This window comes from Streptosporangium sp. NPDC002524, assembly GCF_040295985.1.
GTDB lineage: Bacteria > Actinomycetota > Actinomycetes > Streptosporangiales > Streptosporangiaceae > Streptosporangium.
Genome location: NZ_JBEOWK010000007.1, coordinates 245760 through 263077, shown reverse-complemented (window position 1 = coordinate 263077; position 17318 = coordinate 245760). Strand labels below are relative to the sequence as shown.

At 72.1% G+C, this 17318-nt stretch carries 18 protein-coding genes and 1 pseudogene; 5 read left to right on the top strand and 14 right to left on the bottom strand.

Features of this window, described 5'->3' with window-relative positions; genetic code table 11:
• Nucleotides 1–16: 16 nt before the first annotated feature.
• From rpmF to ABT053_RS14655, 6 genes are all read right to left on the bottom strand, one after another.
• Nucleotides 17–196 (bottom strand): 50S ribosomal protein L32, encoded by a 180-nt coding sequence (gene rpmF / locus ABT053_RS14680; protein ID WP_012894381.1) that lies wholly within the window; start codon nucleotides 194–196, stop codon nucleotides 17–19.
• Nucleotide 197: 1 nt separating this feature from the next.
• Nucleotides 198–749 carry a YceD family protein gene (locus ABT053_RS14675; RefSeq protein WP_350969502.1) on the bottom strand — a complete coding sequence of 184 codons (552 nt, stop codon included), beginning with the start codon at nucleotides 747–749 and terminating at the stop codon, nucleotides 198–200.
• Between the two features lie 66 nt (nucleotides 750–815).
• Entirely contained in the window at nucleotides 816–1292 is a 477-nt protein-coding gene (gene coaD, locus ABT053_RS14670) for a pantetheine-phosphate adenylyltransferase (RefSeq protein ID WP_344894246.1), read from the bottom strand.
• Between the two features lie 15 nt (nucleotides 1293–1307).
• Nucleotides 1308–1913, bottom strand: coding sequence for a 16S rRNA (guanine(966)-N(2))-methyltransferase RsmD (gene rsmD, locus ABT053_RS14665; RefSeq protein WP_350969501.1), 606 nt, complete (start codon nucleotides 1911–1913; stop codon nucleotides 1308–1310).
• A gap of 455 nt (nucleotides 1914–2368) precedes the next feature.
• Complete coding sequence (recG, locus tag ABT053_RS14660) at nucleotides 2369–4540, bottom strand: ATP-dependent DNA helicase RecG (protein WP_350969500.1); 2172 nt, start codon at nucleotides 4538–4540, stop codon at nucleotides 2369–2371.
• A gap of 68 nt (nucleotides 4541–4608) precedes the next feature.
• Entirely contained in the window at nucleotides 4609–6195 is a 1587-nt protein-coding gene (locus ABT053_RS14655) for a DAK2 domain-containing protein (RefSeq protein WP_350969499.1), read from the bottom strand.
• A gap of 365 nt (nucleotides 6196–6560) precedes the next feature.
• Between ABT053_RS14655 and rpmB the strand changes: the two genes are divergently transcribed.
• A complete protein-coding gene (rpmB, locus tag ABT053_RS14650) occupies nucleotides 6561–6746 on the top strand; it encodes a 50S ribosomal protein L28 (RefSeq protein ID WP_012894387.1) in 186 nt (61 codons plus the stop codon).
• A 248-nt stretch (nucleotides 6747–6994) separates the two neighbouring features.
• Here rpmB and thiD read toward each other — a convergent pair whose 3' ends face one another.
• The 3 genes from thiD to ABT053_RS14635 all read right to left on the bottom strand — a co-directional run bounded on the left by thiD (nucleotide 6995) and on the right by ABT053_RS14635 (nucleotide 10353).
• On the bottom strand, nucleotides 6995–7804 hold the full coding sequence (thiD, locus tag ABT053_RS14645; protein ID WP_350969498.1) for a bifunctional hydroxymethylpyrimidine kinase/phosphomethylpyrimidine kinase: 810 nt from the start codon (nucleotides 7802–7804) through the stop codon (nucleotides 6995–6997).
• A gap of 404 nt (nucleotides 7805–8208) precedes the next feature.
• On the bottom strand, nucleotides 8209–9030 hold the full coding sequence (locus ABT053_RS14640; RefSeq protein WP_350969497.1) for a hypothetical protein: 822 nt from the start codon (nucleotides 9028–9030) through the stop codon (nucleotides 8209–8211).
• A 366-nt stretch (nucleotides 9031–9396) separates the two neighbouring features.
• A complete protein-coding gene (locus tag ABT053_RS14635; protein ID WP_350969496.1) occupies nucleotides 9397–10353 on the bottom strand; it encodes a thiamine-phosphate kinase in 957 nt (318 codons plus the stop codon).
• A 51-nt stretch (nucleotides 10354–10404) separates the two neighbouring features.
• Between ABT053_RS14635 and ABT053_RS14630 the strand changes: the two genes are divergently transcribed.
• Both ABT053_RS14630 and ABT053_RS14625 read left to right on the top strand, forming a co-directional pair.
• Nucleotides 10405–10638, top strand: coding sequence for an Lrp/AsnC family transcriptional regulator (locus ABT053_RS14630; protein WP_344749082.1), 234 nt, complete (start codon nucleotides 10405–10407; stop codon nucleotides 10636–10638).
• Nucleotides 10639–10770: 132 nt separating this feature from the next.
• A complete protein-coding gene (locus ABT053_RS14625) occupies nucleotides 10771–11217 on the top strand; it encodes a DUF3515 family protein (RefSeq protein WP_350969494.1) in 447 nt (148 codons plus the stop codon).
• 116 nt (nucleotides 11218–11333) lie between these two features.
• Here the strand turns inward: ABT053_RS14625 and ABT053_RS14620 are convergent, their stop codons facing one another.
• From ABT053_RS14620 to ABT053_RS14605, 4 genes are all read right to left on the bottom strand, one after another.
• Nucleotides 11334–12443, bottom strand: a complete 1110-nt coding sequence (locus ABT053_RS14620) for a D-alanine--D-alanine ligase family protein (protein ID WP_350969493.1) — start codon at nucleotides 12441–12443, stop codon at nucleotides 11334–11336.
• 50 nt (nucleotides 12444–12493) lie between these two features.
• A complete protein-coding gene (locus tag ABT053_RS14615) occupies nucleotides 12494–13708 on the bottom strand; it encodes a trans-sulfuration enzyme family protein (protein WP_350969492.1) in 1215 nt (404 codons plus the stop codon).
• A gap of 28 nt (nucleotides 13709–13736) precedes the next feature.
• A complete protein-coding gene (locus ABT053_RS14610) occupies nucleotides 13737–14747 on the bottom strand; it encodes an NAD(P)H-dependent glycerol-3-phosphate dehydrogenase (protein ID WP_350969491.1) in 1011 nt (336 codons plus the stop codon).
• A gap of 252 nt (nucleotides 14748–14999) precedes the next feature.
• Nucleotides 15000–15722, bottom strand: a complete 723-nt coding sequence (locus tag ABT053_RS14605) for a lysophospholipid acyltransferase family protein (RefSeq protein ID WP_350969490.1) — start codon at nucleotides 15720–15722, stop codon at nucleotides 15000–15002.
• Between the two features lie 67 nt (nucleotides 15723–15789).
• On the opposite strand from ABT053_RS14605, the pseudogene cofC reads away from it, so the two are divergent.
• Both cofC and ABT053_RS14595 read left to right on the top strand, forming a co-directional pair.
• A pseudogene (gene cofC / locus ABT053_RS14600) lies at nucleotides 15790–16449 on the top strand (2-phospho-L-lactate guanylyltransferase); the annotation flags it as partial.
• 254 nt (nucleotides 16450–16703) lie between these two features.
• Nucleotides 16704–16907 carry a hypothetical protein gene (locus ABT053_RS14595; RefSeq protein WP_350969488.1) on the top strand — a complete coding sequence of 68 codons (204 nt, stop codon included), beginning with the start codon at nucleotides 16704–16706 and terminating at the stop codon, nucleotides 16905–16907.
• 88 nt (nucleotides 16908–16995) lie between these two features.
• Here the strand turns inward: ABT053_RS14595 and ABT053_RS14590 are convergent, their stop codons facing one another.
• A complete protein-coding gene (locus ABT053_RS14590; protein WP_350969487.1) occupies nucleotides 16996–17295 on the bottom strand; it encodes an HU family DNA-binding protein in 300 nt (99 codons plus the stop codon).
• Nucleotides 17296–17318: the final 23 nt, after the last annotated feature.

The window sequence follows — 17318 nt, the reverse complement described above, 5'->3', positions numbered from 1 at the left end:
GTCGGTCAGAATGCGATCAGGCGGAGGGCTCGATCACCTGACGGCGGTTGTAAGTGCCGCAGGTCGGACACGCCACGTGCGGACGCTTCGGCGAGCGGCACTGGGGGCAGCTCACGAGCGAAACCGCGGCGGCCTTCCACTGCGACCTGCGGGAGCGAGTATTGCTCCGCGACATCTTGCGCTTGGGGACAGCCACGTCAGCTCTCCTGATCGTTGTTATGTTCCGGAATCAGACCTTGCAACTTCGCCCAGCGGGCGTCGACCACCTCGTGGCCGTGGTCAGGCTCGGCGTCCGCCAGCCTGACCCCGCACTGCACGCACAGCCCGGTGCAGTCTTCACTGCAGACCGGGCTCAACGGCAGTGTGAGCACCACCGCGTCGCGAAACACGGGCTCGAGGTCGAGAAGCTCACCGTCGAGAAGCGAGTCACTCTCGGCAGCATCCTCTGCCGAGTAGAAGAACAGCTCCTGGAAGTCCACCTCGGTTAGCGAGGTGACCGGTTCCAGGCAGCGTGCGCACTCCCCCCGCAGTGGGGCCTGCGCAGTGCCCGTGACGAGCACACCCTCCATGACCGCCTCAAGCCGGATGTCCAGCTCGACGTCGGCGTCCTTGGGGACGCCGATCATGTCGACGCCGATGTCCGCCGGTGCCGGGAGAGCGAGATTCATCCGGCGCATCGACCCCGGTCGCCGCCCCAGGTCATGGGTCGAGATCACCCATGGGGCTCGGGGGTCAAGGTGCTGAGTCATTCCGCTCTCATTAGGCATGGCGCATCATCGCCGTCGTGCAAGGCCGAAATAAGAGAATAGCAGGGCCTAGCCCCTGAGCCGTTCGACCAGGAGTTCCTGCACAAGATCAGGAACCAGCCCGGCCACGCTCCCGCCGTACTTGACGATCTCCTTGATGCGGCTGGACGACAGGAAGGAGACCTCGGGCCCGGTGGCCATGAACAGGGTCTCCACCCCGGACATCCGGTAGTTGAGCTGCGCCATCTGGAGCTCGTAGTCGAAGTCGCTGACCGCGCGCAGGCCCTTCACGATGGCGGGGATCTCCTGCTGCCTGCAGTAGTCGACCAGGAGGCCGTGGAACTTGTCCACGCGGACGTTCCCGTACTCCTTGGTGACCGTCTGGAGCGTCTGGATGCGCTCCTCCACCGTGAACAGGCTCTTCTTCTCGATATTGATCAGTACGGCCACGACGACCTCGTCGTACTGCCGGGAAGCCCGGCCGATGATGTCCAGATGACCGTTCGTGACGGGATCGAACGATCCCGGACAGACAACGCGACGCAAGGCGGACCCCCTGCTCTAAGGATTCCCGGCGGCGCGACCGTACCAAACGGACGCTTCGCCGTAACGACGGACCCTCTCCTCTTCGTACCCCGGGGGCCAGACCAGATCCTTCCCCCTGCTCTCCCGCTCCACGGCGACCAGCGCGTCCTCGGCCAGCCAGCCCCGGTCGCGCAGCAGCCCGAGCACCGCGTCCACCTCCTCGGCGCCCAGCGCGTACGGCGGGTCGGCGAGGACGAGGTCGTACGGTCTCCCGGCGGCCTCGGCGGCTCGGGCGTCTCCGGTGCCTCCCGGGCCCCTGGCCAGCAGCCGCTCCACCCTGTCGGCGGCGACCTCGGCACCCGGGAGTCCCAGCGAGGTGATGTTCTGCCTGATCGTCCGGATCGCCTTCGCGTCCGACTCCACGAGAAGCGCGTGCTCCGCCCCCCGGGAGAGCGCCTCCAGGCCGAGCGCCCCGGAGCCCGCGTAGAGGTCGAGCACCCGGCATCCCTCCAGCGGGCCGATCAGCGACCCCACGGTGGAGAAGATCCCCTCCCTGGCCCGGTCGCTGGTGGGGCGTGTCCCCCGTCCCGGCGGCACGGCCAGCCGCCGTCCCCCTGCGCTTCCCGCGATGACTCGGCTCACCCGGCCATCCTCTCAGTGCCGCTCCCGCCGCCGTTCACGCTCCTGTCCCGAGGGGGGCGCACGCAGCACCGGCGTGTCGCGACGCATCACATAACCGCAGGTCAAAAGGGTCCTGGTAGGTGATCTAGGTCAAGAGTGGGCAAGGAGTGGCGACGAAAGCGTAAGGGTCGTTCCGTCCGGTGCCGGTCCCTTGCATGATGATTCCTGCGGCCTCCAAGTGACCCAGGGGGAGGCCGACCGGCGTGATCGTGAGCCCTTCCGCACGCCGGTGCTCTCGGCACCTGACCCGGGAGTGGGCCCAAGCGGGGACGGCATTCGGGGGGAGGCCGTCCCCGCAGTTGGGCACCGGGACCGACCTCCCGCCGGGAACCGTGAGAACGGGCACCCCGGGCGGGCGGCGCACCGGCGGACGTCCCCGCGCCGGGAAAACCCGGACACCCCGTGGTCTCGCCCCTTCAGGTCTTCTCCAGGTATTCGGCCCGCTCGTCCGCGAGGAGCCTGTCGATCTCCGCGCGGAGCACGGGATGGCCCGCCAGCTCGGGGTCGGCCTCCAGCATGGCCTCGGCGTCCAGGCGCGCGGCGTGGATGACGTCCTCGTCGCGGAGGAGCCTGAGCATCTTCAGCGACGATCTGCGCCCCGACTGGGCCACACCCAGCACATCACCCTCCCTGCGCTGCTCCAGGTCGACACGGGACAGCTCGAAGCCGTCCAGGGTGGCCGCCACGGCGTCGAGCCGCGCCCGCGCCGGCGTGCCGCCCGGGGAGTCGGTGACAAGCAGGCACAGTCCGGGCAGTCCGCCGCGGCCGACCCGGCCGCGGAGCTGGTGGAGCTGGGAGACGCCGAACCGGTCGGCGTCCATGATGACCATGACCGAGGAGTTGGGGACGTCGACGCCGACCTCGATGACCGTGGTCGCCACCAGCACGTCGATCTCCCCCCGGGTGAAGGCCCTCATCACCGCGTCCTTCTCCTCCGGCGGGAGCTTGCCGTGCAGCACCTCCGTACGGAGCCCGTGCAGCGGCCCCTGCGCGAGCGTCTCGGCCACGTCGAGCACCGCCAGCGGCGGCCTGCGCTCGTCGTCGGCCTTCGACATGTCGCCCTCGTCGCCCTCCAGGTCGCCGATGCGCGGGCACACGACGTAAGCCTGGCGGCCCAGCTCGATCTCCTCGCGCAGCCGTGTCCAGGCCCGGTCGAGGAAGTGCGGCTTCTCCGCGGCGGGGACCACGTGCGTGGTGATCGGGGCGCGGCCGGAGGGCAGCTGGGAGAGCGTGGAGACCGTGAGGTCGCCGAAGACCGTCATGGCGACGGTGCGGGGGATGGGCGTGGCGGTCATGACGAGCACGTGCGGGCGGCCGCCCCCGGCCTTCTCGCGGAGCGCGTCGCGCTGCTCGACGCCGAAGCGGTGCTGCTCGTCGACCACGACCAGGCCGAGGTCGGCGAACTGGACGCGCTCCTGCAGGACCGCGTGCGTGCCGACGACGATGCCCGCCGCGCCCGAGGCCGCGTCGAGCATGGCCGAGCGGCGGGCCGCGGCGCCCAGCGAGCCGGTCAGCAGGGCGACCGCGGTGCCGCCGAACATGCCGCCGGTGGCCAGGTCCCCGAGCATGGCCGAGATCGACCGGTGGTGCTGCTGGGCGAGCACCTCGGTGGGGGCGAGCAGCACGGCCTGCCCTCCGGCGTCGACCACCTGGAGCATCGCCCGCAGCGCGACGATGGTCTTGCCCGCGCCGACCTCGCCCTGGAGCAGCCGGTGCATGGGGTGGGGCAGCGCCAGGTCCGCCGCGATCTCCTCGCCCACGTCGCGCTGCCCCTCGGTGAGCTCGAACGGCAGCCGCCCGTCGAAGTCGGTGAGCAGCCCCCCGGAGGTCGCGGGCCGGGGCGTGGCGGGCCAGGAGGCCGCGGCCATCCGGCGCTGCAGCAGCACCGCCTGGAGCAGGAACGCCTCGTCGAACCTGAGCCTCTTGCGCGCCCTGGCCACGTCGGCGTGGTCGCGAGGACGGTGGATCGCCAGCAGCGCCTCCGACAGGCCGGGGAGCCGGTGCCGGGCGCGCAGCTCCGCGGGGAGCGAGTCGTCGAGCTCGCCCATCGTGTCGAGGACGACGCCCAGCGCCCTGCGGATGGCCCAGGGCGTCACGTCCTTGCCCGCCGGGTAGATCGGCACGAGCGCGGCGGCGAACTCCTCGGCGCCCGTCTCGCTCTCCTCGATCATCTCGAACTCGGGGTGGGAGAGCTGCCACTTGCGTTTCTCGCCCTGGCCGAAGGCGCCGACCTTCCCGGCGAACATGCCGCGCCTGCCCGGCTTCAGCCGCGTCTCCGCGATGTGGGACGTCTTCCCGAAGAACGACAGGTAGATCTTGCTGCCCCGGGCGTCGACGACCTCGACCTCCAGCCAGGTGCCGCCCTTGTTGCGCATCGGCCTGCGCATCGCCCTGGTGACCTCGCCGACCACGGTGACGTGGTCGTCGACCTTCAGGTCGTCGAGGTCGGTCAGCTCGCCCCGCTCGGCGTAGCGGCGCGGGTAGTGCCGCAGCAGGTCGCCGGCGGTGCGCAGGTCGAGAACGCTCTCCAGCAGCTTGGCCGTCTTGGGGTCGAGTGCCTTCGCCAGCGGCTCGTCGAAGCTCGTCACCCCCGTTTTCTACCGTGCCCAGGCGACAGAATTCACCCGCCACGGCGCACCCGCCGGCCGGTACCGGCTCATTCCACCCCGATCAGCAGCGGGTAGCCGCCCTGGCCGCCCTCGTACGTGACCACCTCGACGTCCGGCCTGGTCCCGGCCAGATGGTCCTGTACGGCGCGGGCGAGCCCCTCGGGGGCGTCGGCGCCCTCCAGGAGGGTCACCAGCTCGCTGCTGGAGGACACCATGCGGCGTACGACCTCCAGGGCGGTCGCCGCCAGGTCCGTGCCGATCAGGGCGGCGTCGCCGTCGACCACCCCCAGGATGTCGCCGGGGGCGGTCAGGCCCGCGCTCGTCATGACCTCGCGGTCGGCCACCCACACGTGCCCGTGGCGGGTGTGCGCGGCGGCCTCGGTCATGGCCACCACGTCGTCGTCGAAGCGGCGCAGCGGGTCGTGGACGGCGAGCGCCGACAGGCCCTGCACCGAGGCCCTGGTCGGGATGACGCCGACCACCAGCCCCTCCTCCCTCGCGATCTCCGCGGCGGCGGCCGCGACCTCGCGCGTGTCGCTGTCGTTGGGCAGGACCACGACCTCGGACCCAGCCTCGCGGACGGCGGCGAGCACCGCCGCCAGCGGGGGGCTGGAGCCGGGCTCGCGCCGGACGACCACGGCTCCCGCCTCCTCGAACACCGCCGCCAGCGCGGGCCCCGCGGCCACGGCCACCACTCCCCGCCCCCGCGCGACCGGGTGGGTCCTGCCCGAGCCGACCAGGTACGTCACCCTGATCCGGTGCGGGCGGCCCCGCCTCACCGCCGCCTCGATCGCCGCGCCCGCGTCGTCCACGTGGACGTGGACGTTCCACAGGCCGTCGCCGCCCACGACCACCAGCGAGTCGCCGAGCGCGTCGAGCTCCTCGCGCAGGGCGGCGACCTCCTCCTCCCCGGCGTCCAGCAGGTACATGACCTCGTAGCCGGGTCCCTCCCCGCTCTCCCGGGCCCGCGCGGAGGTCTCCGGGACGATCCGGTGCGCCGGGGCGGGGATGTCCACCCGGCCGGTGTAGGAGTCGGTGACGACCGCGGCGAGGCTCTCCAGGATGATCGTGAGGCCCGCCCCGCCCGCGTCGACCACCCCGCCGCGGGCCAGCACGTCGAGCTGCCCCGTGGTACGCCGGAGCGCGGAGCGCGCCTCCCCCGCCGCCCTCCTCGCGACCGAGGCGAGATCCTCCCGCCCGTCGCGCACCGCCGCGGCCACGGCCGCCAGGACGCTCAGGATCGTGCCCTCGACCGGCCTGGACACCGCGGCGCGGGCCAGCTCGGCGGCTCTGACCAGGCCCCGCCCGAGATCGGCGCCGCGCCCCTCGGCCTCCCTGAGCACCTCGGCGAGGCCGCGCAGCGCCTGGCTGACGATCACTCCCGAGTTGCCCCGGGCGCCGAGCAGCGCCCCCTGCGCGAACGCCCGCCAGGTGGCCTCGGCCCCGGCGTCGTCGGGCAGCCCGTCGAGCGCCTCGGCGGCGGAGAGCATGGTCAGGTGCAGGTTGGTGCCGGTGTCGCCGTCGGGCACGGGAAAGACGTTGAGCGCGTCGATCTCCTCGCGCGCCCTCCCCAGCGTCTCGGCGGCCAGCCGCGACCATCTGCGCACCGCGAGCGGGTCGAGAACCTGCAGCATTCCTGCCCTCCTGTCCGCCTGCTCCCTGGCTCCGGCTCCCGCGCGTGTCCGCCGGAGGACGCCCGCACCGGCCTCACCGGCCTTACTGGCCTTACTGGCCTCACCGGACTCCAGACCTCTCCGGTTCCGCTCCTCCGGGCCGCCCTTCCGGTCCGCTCTCCGGAGGAGAGCCGCCGTGACGTGTCCCGGAATGCGCTACGGTTGCCTCCGGAGATTATCCCCGTTCGACCGTTCACGGCGGCTCGCGTTCGCGTGCAGGGCCGGACATCGGATATCCTCGTGTGGCCAGCCGGTCGTCCCGGCGTGCCCGATGACCGCCGCCAGTGCGGCGGATCGAGCCTCTCGACTGATTAAAGGAGCGAACCGTGGCTTCCGTCTGCGACGTTTGCGCTAAGAAGCCGACCTTCGGCAACAACGTCTCCCACTCGCACCGCCGCACCCGCCGCCGCTGGAACCCGAACATCCAGCCCGTGCGCGCAGTGGTGAACGGCACGCCGAAGCGGCTGAACGTGTGCACCTCCTGCATCAAGGCCGGCAAGGTCACCCGCTAGCCAGACCTCCACGAAGCCCGCCGTCCCGTTCGATGGGGCGGCGGGCTTCGCCGTTCCCTGCCGGGCTTTCGCCCCGTCCTGGAACGGAGAGTCTCCCTCCAGGAGACCGTCCGTTCGGGAGGACCGTCCCGCTCAGGAGGCCCGGTTCGGGGACGCGGTTCGGGGACGCGGTTCGGGGACGCGGTTCGGGAGACCGTCCTCTTCGGAGGACGGTCCCGCTCGGGAGGTACGGCCCAGCAGAACGCGGGTCAGGAGGCGCGCAGGCGCCAGGCGTGGTCCACGGGGCCGATGCCCGACCCCAGGGGGAAGCCGTGCGCGATCGCGCCGGTGACGTACGCCTTCGCCTTCTCCACGGCGGCCGGGACGTCCTCGCCGAGGGCGAGGTAGGAGGCGATCGCGGAGGCCAGGGTGCAGCCCGTGCCGTGGGTGTGCCGGTTGTCGTGGCGCTCCGCGGTGAAGCGGAACTCCCGCGTGCCGTCGGTCAGCAGGTCGACCGGGGCCCCCGGCAGGTGGCCGCCCTTGACGAGCGCCCACGCGGGCCCGAGTTCCAGGACGGCGTCGGCGGCCCGGCGCAGGTCGGGCTCGTCCTCGACCTTCACCCCGGTGAGCTGCAGGACCTCCCACAGGTTGGGGGTGACCACCGTGGCGGTGGGCAGCAGGCGCGTCTTCACCGTCTCCACCGCCTCGGGGGCGAGGAGCGCGTCGCCGTGCTTGGAGACCCCGACGGGATCGACCACGACGGGCACGTCCAGCCCCGCCAGGACCTCGGCCACCGTCTCCACCAGCACCGGTGAGGCGAGCATGCCGGTCTTGACCGCCTGGGCCCCGATGTCGCCGAGCACCGAGTCGAGCTGGGCGCGTACCGCCTCCGGGGGGAGCTCCCAGTAGCCCTGCACGCCGACCGAGTTCTGGGCGGTCACCGCGGCGATCACGCTCATGCCGTGCACGCCGAGGGCGAGCATGGTCTTCAGGTCGGCCTGGACACCCGCGCCGCCTCCGGAGTCGGAGCCGGCGACGGTCAGCACGCGAGGGGGGGTCGAAACGGTCATGTTCTCCATCCAACCAGCCCCTCTCCGGCCCGCGAAGCGCTCCCCCGGCCTCCCGCCCCGCTCCCGTGGACCGGGACGGCTTCCCGGCCAGTGCGCGACCGGCCCTCACCTCACCTTGCCCCGCCCGGTCCGGCCGGGTTCCCGTACGTCAACAGCCCCTCAGGTGCCCCCGGCCCGTTCCCCGGCACCCCAGCGGTCCCTCAGGCGCTCCTCGGTCGTTTTCCGACACCGAGGGACCCCCGCATCTCTTTCGTCGTTCTAGGACGAATGTGCTGCTTTTAGGAGAGACCGGGCGACCAGTCCGGACTCGGGCGGGCTGGATGCGGCTGAACGGTTCGAACGGCTCCAACACGGCTCAGCGGTTCGACCGGCCCTGTTCCGGTGACGTTCCAGACATGCCGGTGACGCGCCGGTCAGGAGACGGCGCACTCTCCCTGGTCGCTCTGGCAGCTTCGCGGGATCTCCGCGTCGCCGCTCGCGGTGAAGGTGACGCGGAGCTCCTCGTCGGCCCCCAGGCCCTCCGGCGACTCGATCAGCAGGCTGTCGCCGACCTGTTCCCAGTCGGCCCCGCTCACGGCGGTGACCTCCCCGCTGACCGGCACGCTCACCTTGAGGTGCTCGACGTTCTCGCTCGCGGCGACCACGAGCTCGACGGTGTAGCTCCGCGACCTGTCCCTCACGATGTCCGCGCCGACCGTGATCGCGGCGCCTCCGGCGAGCGGGAGGGCGCTGGAGGCCGTCTCGCTGGGCACGGGATCGGGTCCGGTGCTGCTCAGGGGCTCCTCGGGAGCCTGTGTCCGGTCACCGACGATGAGGGGCTCGGAGGTGAGGGTGGGCGTGGGCTCGTCGGCGGGCTCGTCGGAGGACGACGACTCGTCGGTGTCCACCGGCGCGCGGGTGGCCTTCCGCGTCGGCGTGGGCCGGGGAGTGGAGGTGCCTCCGCCTCCGCCACGAGTGGAGGTGCGTTCGGGGGCCGGGGTGGATTTCGCCCTCCTGTCACCCGGCTTCGGCGTCTCGTCACCGGCCTCCGAGGGCTCGTCCTCCGGCACCGCCTCCTCCGCGGGCTCCTCCGTCACGGGCTCGTCGGCGGTGTCGGCCTCCGGCACCGGCTGGTTCGACGCCGCCGCGACGCAACCGGCGGGCGGGCAGTCGGCGGGGCTCCCCGAACCGGCCAGGGCCCTGACGCCGACCACGGTCCCGCCGAGCACCACGGCCACCGCGGCGACGATCAGCACCGTCTTCTTGATCCTCCCGCCGGGCCGCTCCTCGTCCTCGGGCCACGGGTCGAACGTGGGAGAAGCGCCGGACGAGTCGGACAGCTCGGGCTCCGAGCTCCATCCCGACCCCAGGAAGCCCGTCCGGGTCTCAGTAACTACCGACTCCTCGGGACGGAGCCGGCGCCCGATCGGTTCGTCCCCCCAACCTGGTTCCGGAGCGGACTCCGGCTCGCGTTTACCCCGGTTCGGGGAAGCCTCGTCCCCGTTTCCACCGTGGCGGCCCATATGGCCCCTTTCTCGAAGGGAATCTCGACCGCCCATCTTCATACCAGTTAGATAAACGTTTGTCGCAATTTTCACACATGTCGCAGGAAGTGGTAAGCATCACTCCCGGAAGTGGTCCCAGCCCCCGTGGTCGAGCAAAACGCCCTTGACCTGCACACCTTCCCCCTCGATGACGTGGCCCACCACGTTCCAGCCCTCCGGGAGCCGTACGTGGGCCGGGAAGGTCGCGGCGAGCGCGTGGTCGTCGCCGCCGGAGAGCACCCAGTCCAGCGGATCGACGCCGAGCAGCCGGGCGGCCTCGCGCATCGCCGGCGGAGGGGTGAACGCCTCCGGGTCGAGGACGAGCGCGACCCCGGCCGCCTCGGCCACGTGGCCGAGATCCTGGAGCAGGCCGTCGCTCACGTCGAGCATCGCCGTCGCGCCGAGCCCGGCGGCCTCCGGGCCGCGCGCGTAGGGAGGGCACGGGCGGCGGTGGGCGTCGATCAGCTCCACCGGCCCGGACAGGCCCGCGCGCAGCAGCGCGAGCCCGGCGGCGGCGTGCCCGAGGCGGCCCGCGAAGGCGACCACGTCGCCGGGACGGGCTCCCGACCGCGTGACGGGCGCCCGGCCGCCCAGGTCGCCCAGGGCGGTCACGGAGACCACGACGAGGTCGCAGCGGGTGACGTCGCCGCCCGCCACACTCGCTCCGACGAGGTCGCACTCGTCGCGGAAGCCGTCGGTGAGCTCGTCCAGCCAGCCGGTGGTGACGTCGGCGGGCATCCCGAGGCCGACCACGAGGCCGGTGGGGTCGGCCCCCATCGCCACGACGTCGGAGAGGTTCTGCGCCGCCGCCTTGCGGCCGATGTCGTAGCCACTGGACCAATCGCGCCGGAAGTGCCTACCCTCAATCAACAGGTCAGTCGTCACGACGACCCGCCCGTCGGGAGCGCTCACCACCGCGGCGTCGTCCCCGGGACCGAGCAGTACAGTCCCACCTTGCGGCAAACGTCCGGCAATACGTGCAACAACCCCGAATTCGCCGAGATCTCCGACTGTGATGACACACCTCCTGTTCATCACAGGGTACGGTGGCCCTTCGGCACTGATCCAATCGCCCGGGAGGTCGTTATGGTGCAGGCCTATATCCTCATCCAGACCGAGGTCGGCAAGGCTGCGAACGTGGCTTCGGCGATCTCCGGCATCTCGGGTGTCACGCAGGCGGAGGACGTCACCGGACCGTACGACGTGATCGTGCGCGCCGAGGCCCGGAACGTCGACGAGCTGGGGAAGCTCGTGGTGGCGCAGATCCAGGGTGTGGAGGGGATCACGCGCACGCTGACGTGTCCCATCGTGCACATCTGAGGCCACCCGCGAGGCCACACCCAAGCCCGTACCCGAGCCCGCGCGTGAGTCCGTACCCGAGCCCGCGCGCGGGTTCGCGCCGGGGCTCGCGTCCGGGTCCCCGAATCCGCATCCGATCGTCTGGAACGTGACATGCCACTGCGGTCCGCCCGTCTGGCGGGGGGCGCCTGCGCCCTGCTGATCCTGGCGGGGTGCGGCGGCGCCGTCCGGGTCGAGCCGCCGGTCCCCGAGGGGCCCGCCGCCGCCGCGTGCCGGGTGCTCGCCGAGCGGCTCCCGGGCAGACTCGACGGCGCGGACCGTACGGAGTCAACGCCCGCCTCCCCCTACGTCGCCGTGTGGGGGGAAGCGCGCATCGCCCTGCGCTGCGGGGTGCCGCGGCCGGTGACGATGGCACCGACCGACCAGGTCCCCGAGATCGACGGGGTGGCGTGGTACGCCGACCCGGCCAGGCCGACGCTGTTCACCGCGATCGGCAGGGAGGCCTACGTCGAGGTGACGATCGCACGGGAGCACGTCCCGCAGAACGTGCTGGTCGACCTCGCGGCCCCCATCAAGAGCGCCCTGCCACAGACCGGCTGAGCGTCCCGTTGAGAACGCTCCGCCGCGGACCGCCGGGCTTCCTCGTCAATAGCGCTCCGCCGCGGAACGGCCGGGCGTCCGTGCCGAGAGCGCCTCGACCTGACCGGCCGGGCGTCCTACCGCAGGCCGGGCGAGCGTCCGAGGGCGAGCTGGATCAGCCGGTCGACCAGCTCGGCGTAGGGCACCCCGGTGGCGGCCCACAGCTGCGGCGCCACCGACATCGCGGTGAAGCCCGGCATGGTGTTGATCTCGTTGACGATCAGCCGTCCCTCGGGGGTGTAGAAGAAGTCGACCCGCGACAATCCCTCGCAGCCCAGTGCCTCGAAGGCGCGGACGGCCATCGCCCGCAGCTGCTCGACCGTCTCCTGGGGGAGGTCGGCGGGCACGGTCAGGGACATGTCGTTTCCGATGTACTTGGCCTCGAAGTCGAAGAACTCGTGGTCGCCGTGGACCAGCACCTCCCCGGGCAGGCTCGCCCTGGGCGCCTCGTCGCCCGGCGACTCCAGCACCGCGCACTCGATCTCGCGGCCCGTGACGGCGGCCTCGACCAGCACCTTGGGGTCGTGCTCGCGGGCGAACTCGATGGCCCGCTCCAGCTCCTCCAGGGTCGCGGCCTTGGAGATGCCCTGGCTGGACCCGGCGCGCGCGGGCTTGACGAAGACCGGCCAGCCGAGCTCCTGGACCTCCTTGAGGATCCGGCCCCGGTCGGTCCGCCAGTCGCGGTCGCGGATCGTGACGTACGGGCCGACGGGCAGTCCGGCGGCGGCGAGGACCAGCTTCATGTACGACTTGTCCATGCCGACCGAGCTGGCCAGCACCCCGGAGCCGACGTAGCGGACCCCGGCCATCTCCAGCAGTCCCTGGATCGTGCCGTCCTCGGCGAAGGGGCCGTGCATGACGGGGAAGACGACGTCGACCTGGCCGAGCTCGACGGGGATGCTGCCGGGGTCGTACGCCACCAGCGAGCCGCCGCCGGACGCCAGCGCCAGCGTCGCGCCCGCCGCGTCGACGGCGGGCAGCTCACCGCTCTCGATCCCGTAGCGCTGCTCCCCCGAGGCGAGCACCCAGCGGCCGTCCGTGGCGATCCCGATGGGGACCACCTCGTACTTGGATCTGTCGATGGCCCCCAGCACGCTTCCCGCCCCGAGAATGGAGACGGCGTGCTCGGAATTGCGACCGCCGAAGACGACGGCGACCCTCGGCAGAGGTTCGTGCTGCTCACTCATGATGACCGAATGTACCCCCTGTTAGGGGGCAATCCGGCTGTTAGACGCGCCTACCTACCCGATGCGGGTAGTGAGTCGAGGGCCTGGGTGACGTCCATGATGAGATCCTCGGCGTCCTCCAGCCCGACGGAGAACCTTACCGCCGCCGCGTCGATCCCCGATTCCGCGCCGGGCCGCCGATGGGTGGCCGAGGCGACGTGCGCCGCCTTGGTACGGGTCCCCCCGGCGGAGGTGGCGATCGAGACGAGCTTGAGCGCGTCGGCCAGGGCCACCCCCGCGTCGTAGCCTCCGCGCGGGGTGACCGTCACGCAGGCGCCGTACCTCGTGCCCTCGGGGCCGGAGTCGAACAGGTGCCTGGCGAGCTGGTGGCCGGGGTGTCCCGGCAGCCCCGGGTAGTCGACCCGGCGTACGGCGGGATGCTTGGCCACGGCGGCGGCGAAGACCATCGCGGTGGAGCACATCCTGCGGACCCGCAGCGGCAGGGTCTCCAGCCCCCGGCGCAGCAGGAACGCGTCGTCGGGAGAGAGGGTGCCCCCGGTGTCGATCCTGACCTCGCGCAGCTGGGCGATCAGGTCGGGGCGGCCGACCGCCACGCCCCCGGCGCAGTCGTCGTGACCGCCGAGGTACTTGGTCGCGGAGTGGATCACCAGGTCGGCGCCGTGTTCGAGGGGGCGGCACACGATCGGGGTGGCGAAGGTCGAGTCGACCACCAGCAGCGCCCCCGCGGCGCGGGCGATCCGGTAGAGGCCCCGGATGTCGGAGACGGCCATGGTGGGGTTGGACAGCGTCTCCGCGTAGATGATCTTCGTGTTGGGTTTGATCGCCGCCTGGACCCTGGCCAGCTCGCCGTAGCCGACGAAGTCCGCGCCGACCCCGAACCTGGCCAGCACGTTCGTGATCAGCGAGTGGGTCCCGCCGTACAGCGGGGCGGGGGCCACGATGTGCGCGCCCGCGCGCAGGAACGTCATCAGGACGGCGTTGACGGCGGCCATCCCCGAGGCGAACGCCTGCCCCGCCACGTCCTCGGGCGCCGCGGCGCCCTCCAGGGAGGCCACCGCCGTGGCGAACGCGGCGGTGGTGGGGTTGTCGATCCGGCCGTACGCGTAGCCGGAGCTCTTCTCGTCGAACACCTCGGCGTACTCGGCGGAGTCGCCGAAGCCCCACGCGGAGCTGCGCCACACGGGAATGCCGAGGGGAGGCTGCCGGGGCGTCTCGGGGGCGGGCAGGTGCACCGACCGGGTGTTCTCGCCCTTGCGCCTACGCATCCGTCTGTTCATCGACCACGCTGTCCGTTCACAGGCCGTACCGTTCCGGCTTGGGAGTCCGTGACATCAGGAGCACCCCGGCCTCGCTGGGGGGCATCGCGTCGTGGACGACGGCCACCACCACCTCGGTGATCGGCATCTCCACGTCGTGCTTTCTGGCCAGTTCGAGCACTGACTCGCAGGATTTGACCCCCTCGGCGGTCTGTTTCGTCGCGGCGATGACCTCCTCCAGCGTCATACCTCGCCCGAGATTCTCCCCGAAAGTACGGTTCCGCGACAATGGGGACACACAGGTCGCCACGAGATCGCCCATACCCGCGAGGCCCGCGAAGGTGTGCGGGTCGGCGCCGAGCACCGCGCCCAGCCGGGAGATCTCGGCCAGCCCGCGCGTCATCAGCATCGCCCCGACGTTGTCGCCGAGCCCCATCCCCGCCGAGATGCCGACCGCCAGGGCGATCACGTTCTTGACGGCCCCGCCGAGCTCGACCCCGATGACGTCGGGGTTGGTGTACGGGCGGAACCAGGGCGGCAGGTAGCAGGCCGCCTGGAGGCGCTCCATCGCCCGCTCGTCCGTGCAGGCGACCACGGTGGCGGCCGGCTGGCCCCGGACGATCTCTCCGGCCAGGTTGGGGCCCGACACCACCGCGACCCGCTCCTGGGGCACCTCGGCGACCTCGCAGATCACCTCGCTCATCCGCTTGGTGGTACCCAGCTCGATGCCCTTCATCAGGCTGACCAGCACCGCGTCGGGCGGCAGGTGCGGCTTCCAGCGGGTCAGGTTCTCCCGCAGGGTCTGGGAGGGCACCGCGAGCACCACGAAGTCGGCGCCGTCGAGGGCCTCGGCGGGGTCGGTGGTGGCGCGCAGCGTCTCGGGCAGCGCCACGCCCGGCAGGTAGTCGGGGTTCTCGTGCCGCCGGTCGATCGCCTCGACGATCTCCGGCTTGCGTCCCCACAGCGTCGTCTTGGTGCCCACCCGGGCGAGGATCATGCCGAAGGTCGTCCCCCACGACCCCGTGCCGAACACGGCCGCCTTGGTCATCGGTTCTCCTCGGGCCTGGGAACCCCCGCCTCGGAGCGGGGGAGAGAACGCGGTGCGGCGCCGGCGGCGCGGGTGTGGTCGGCGACGCCCCCGCCGCCTGGCCGGCGGAGAGGCGGGACGCCTGTGGAACTGCTGTGGAACCTCAAGGGATCTCTCCTGGCGGGCGACCGGCGGTGAATCGGGAACTCTCACGGGCGACCGTGGGAATCCCCTCCCTTCGGGGAGGGGAGGTGTCAACACCGTACGCCGAAGTCAGTTGTCGGACGGTCGCCTGAACGGCGTCTCGGGGGCCTTCTCCCCGCGGATCTCGGCCAGCTGGGCCGTGATGGCCGCCATGATGTCGGCGGTCGCCTCGCGCAGGACGTCGGCGGAGACGGGCTCTCCCTCGTTCCCCGCGTACTTCGACAGGTCGACCGGCGGCCCCGTCTGCACGCGGAAGGTCTTGCGCGGCAGCAGGCGGGGCCTCCTGGCGCCGTACGGCAGGATCTCCTGGGCTCCCCAGTGGGCGACGGGGATCACCGTCGCGCCGGTGGCCAGCGCGAGCCTGGCCGCGCCGGTCTTGCCCTCCATCGGCCAGAACGCCGGGTCGCGGGTGCAGGTGCCCTCCGGGTAGAACATCACGCACGCCCCGGCGGCGAGCCGCCGCCGCGACTCCTCCAGGGAGCGCGCCGCGTCGGCGCTTCCCCGGTAGACCGGGATGGCCTGCAGCGCCCTCACCAGGGAGCCGACCAGCGGCACCGAGAAGAGGCCCGACTTGGCGAGGATCACCGGCCAGCGGCCGTGGTTGTAGAGGAAGTGCGCGATGAGGATGGGGTCCAGCCACGACAGGTGGTTGGTCACCATGATGATCCCGCCCGACCTGGGGAGACGGTCGCTGTGCCGCCACTCCTTCTTGACCAGGAGCCACGAGATCGGCTTGACGATCGTGACGGCGAAGGCCACCCAGAATCGCGAAGGCCATCCGGGGCGTCTCATGGGCTCCTCCATATGAGCGGGGTGCGCCCCAAGTCTCCCGGTTGGCTCCCGGGGATGTCGAGGCGAGATGCTTAAGGCTATGTCTGCTTCGGAAAGCTCCGGCTGGACCCTCGTCGTCCCGGTCAAGACGCTGGTCGCCGCCAAGACCCGGCTGTCGGCCGCGGCGGGGCCGCACCGGGCCGCGCTGGCCGTGGCGATCGCCTGCGACACCGTCGAGGCGGCGCTGAGCTGCGCGCTCGTCGCGCGGGTGGTCGTGGTGACGGGCGACCCGGTGGCCGCGAAGGCGCTCGCCGAGGTCGGCGCGCACGTGGTCGGCGACCCGGAGGAGGGGCTGAACGCCGCCCTGCGGCACGGCGCCCGCGAGGCGGTGCGGCTGGCGCCCGGCGACCCCGTCGGCGCCCTCCAGGCCGACCTCCCCGCCCTCCGCCCGGCGGAACTGGCCCGCGTGCTGGCCGCCGCCGCGGAGTCCGGCCAGATGTTCCTGCCCGACGCCGCCGAGATCGGCACGACCTTCTACGGCGTACGGCCGGGGGTGCCGTTCACGCCGGGGTTCGGCGGCGAGTCGCGGGAACGACACCTGCGGCGCGGCGCCAAGGAGCTCCGCGTGGACGGGGTGGAGTCGGTCCGCCACGACGTGGACACCCCGGACGACCTGCGCCTGGCACTCGCCCTCGGCGTCGGCCCCCGCACGCTGGCGATGGCGAGGAGGATCGCGGGGCCGGGCCCGGACGGTTCGAGCCTGGACGGTTCGAACCCGGAGAGGTCGAGCCCGGACGGGTCAAGCCCGGAGGGGGCGAGCCTGAAGGGGGCGAGCCTGGACGGTTCAAGCCCAGAGGGGTCAAGCCCGGACGGTTCAAGCCCGGAGAGGGCGAGCCCGGAGAGGGCGAGCCCGGAGAGGGGCGAGGGCCGGAGGGCGGGTCGCGGATGAGGCGGGCGCGGCGGGCGGGGGACGGGCGCCCGGACGGAGGTTAGGCTGGGCGGGTGCAGGCGACGGTGCGCATCTTCGACCCGGCGACCCGGTCGGGGTCGGTCTTCCTGGACGACGGGACCGAGATCCCGTTCGGGGCGGCGGCGTTCGACGCGGGGCCGCTGCGGCTCCTCAGGTCCGGCCAGCGGGTCAACATCGTGATGGACGGCGACGACATCACCTACGTTACCCTCTCGACCTTCCCCGTTCCCGGGTAGACGGGTCCGGACGGACCCCCTGGAAGACCCCGGGAAAGCCGGACGCCCGGCCTCCCGTCGCGGGAGTCCGGGCGCCTGTGCCCGAGGCCTACCTCTTCTTGGACGCCTTCTTGCCGCCGGTGTTGACGAGTTCCTTGAAGTCGGAACCCGGCCGGAACTTGGGCCCCCAGCTCTCGGCGACGCGAATCTCGGCCCCCGTCGAAGGGTTGCGGGCGGTGCGGGCCGGCTTGTGCACCATTTCGAAAGCGCCGAACCCCGTGATCGAGACCTTGTCGCCACTCGCGACGGCGGTCTGGATGGCGTCGAGCACCGCGTTCACGGCCTCGGTGGCCGTCTTCTTGTCGCCCACCCGATCCGCGATGGCGTCGACGAGTTCCTTTTTGTTCATAAGGTTGCTCCCCCTGCTTACCG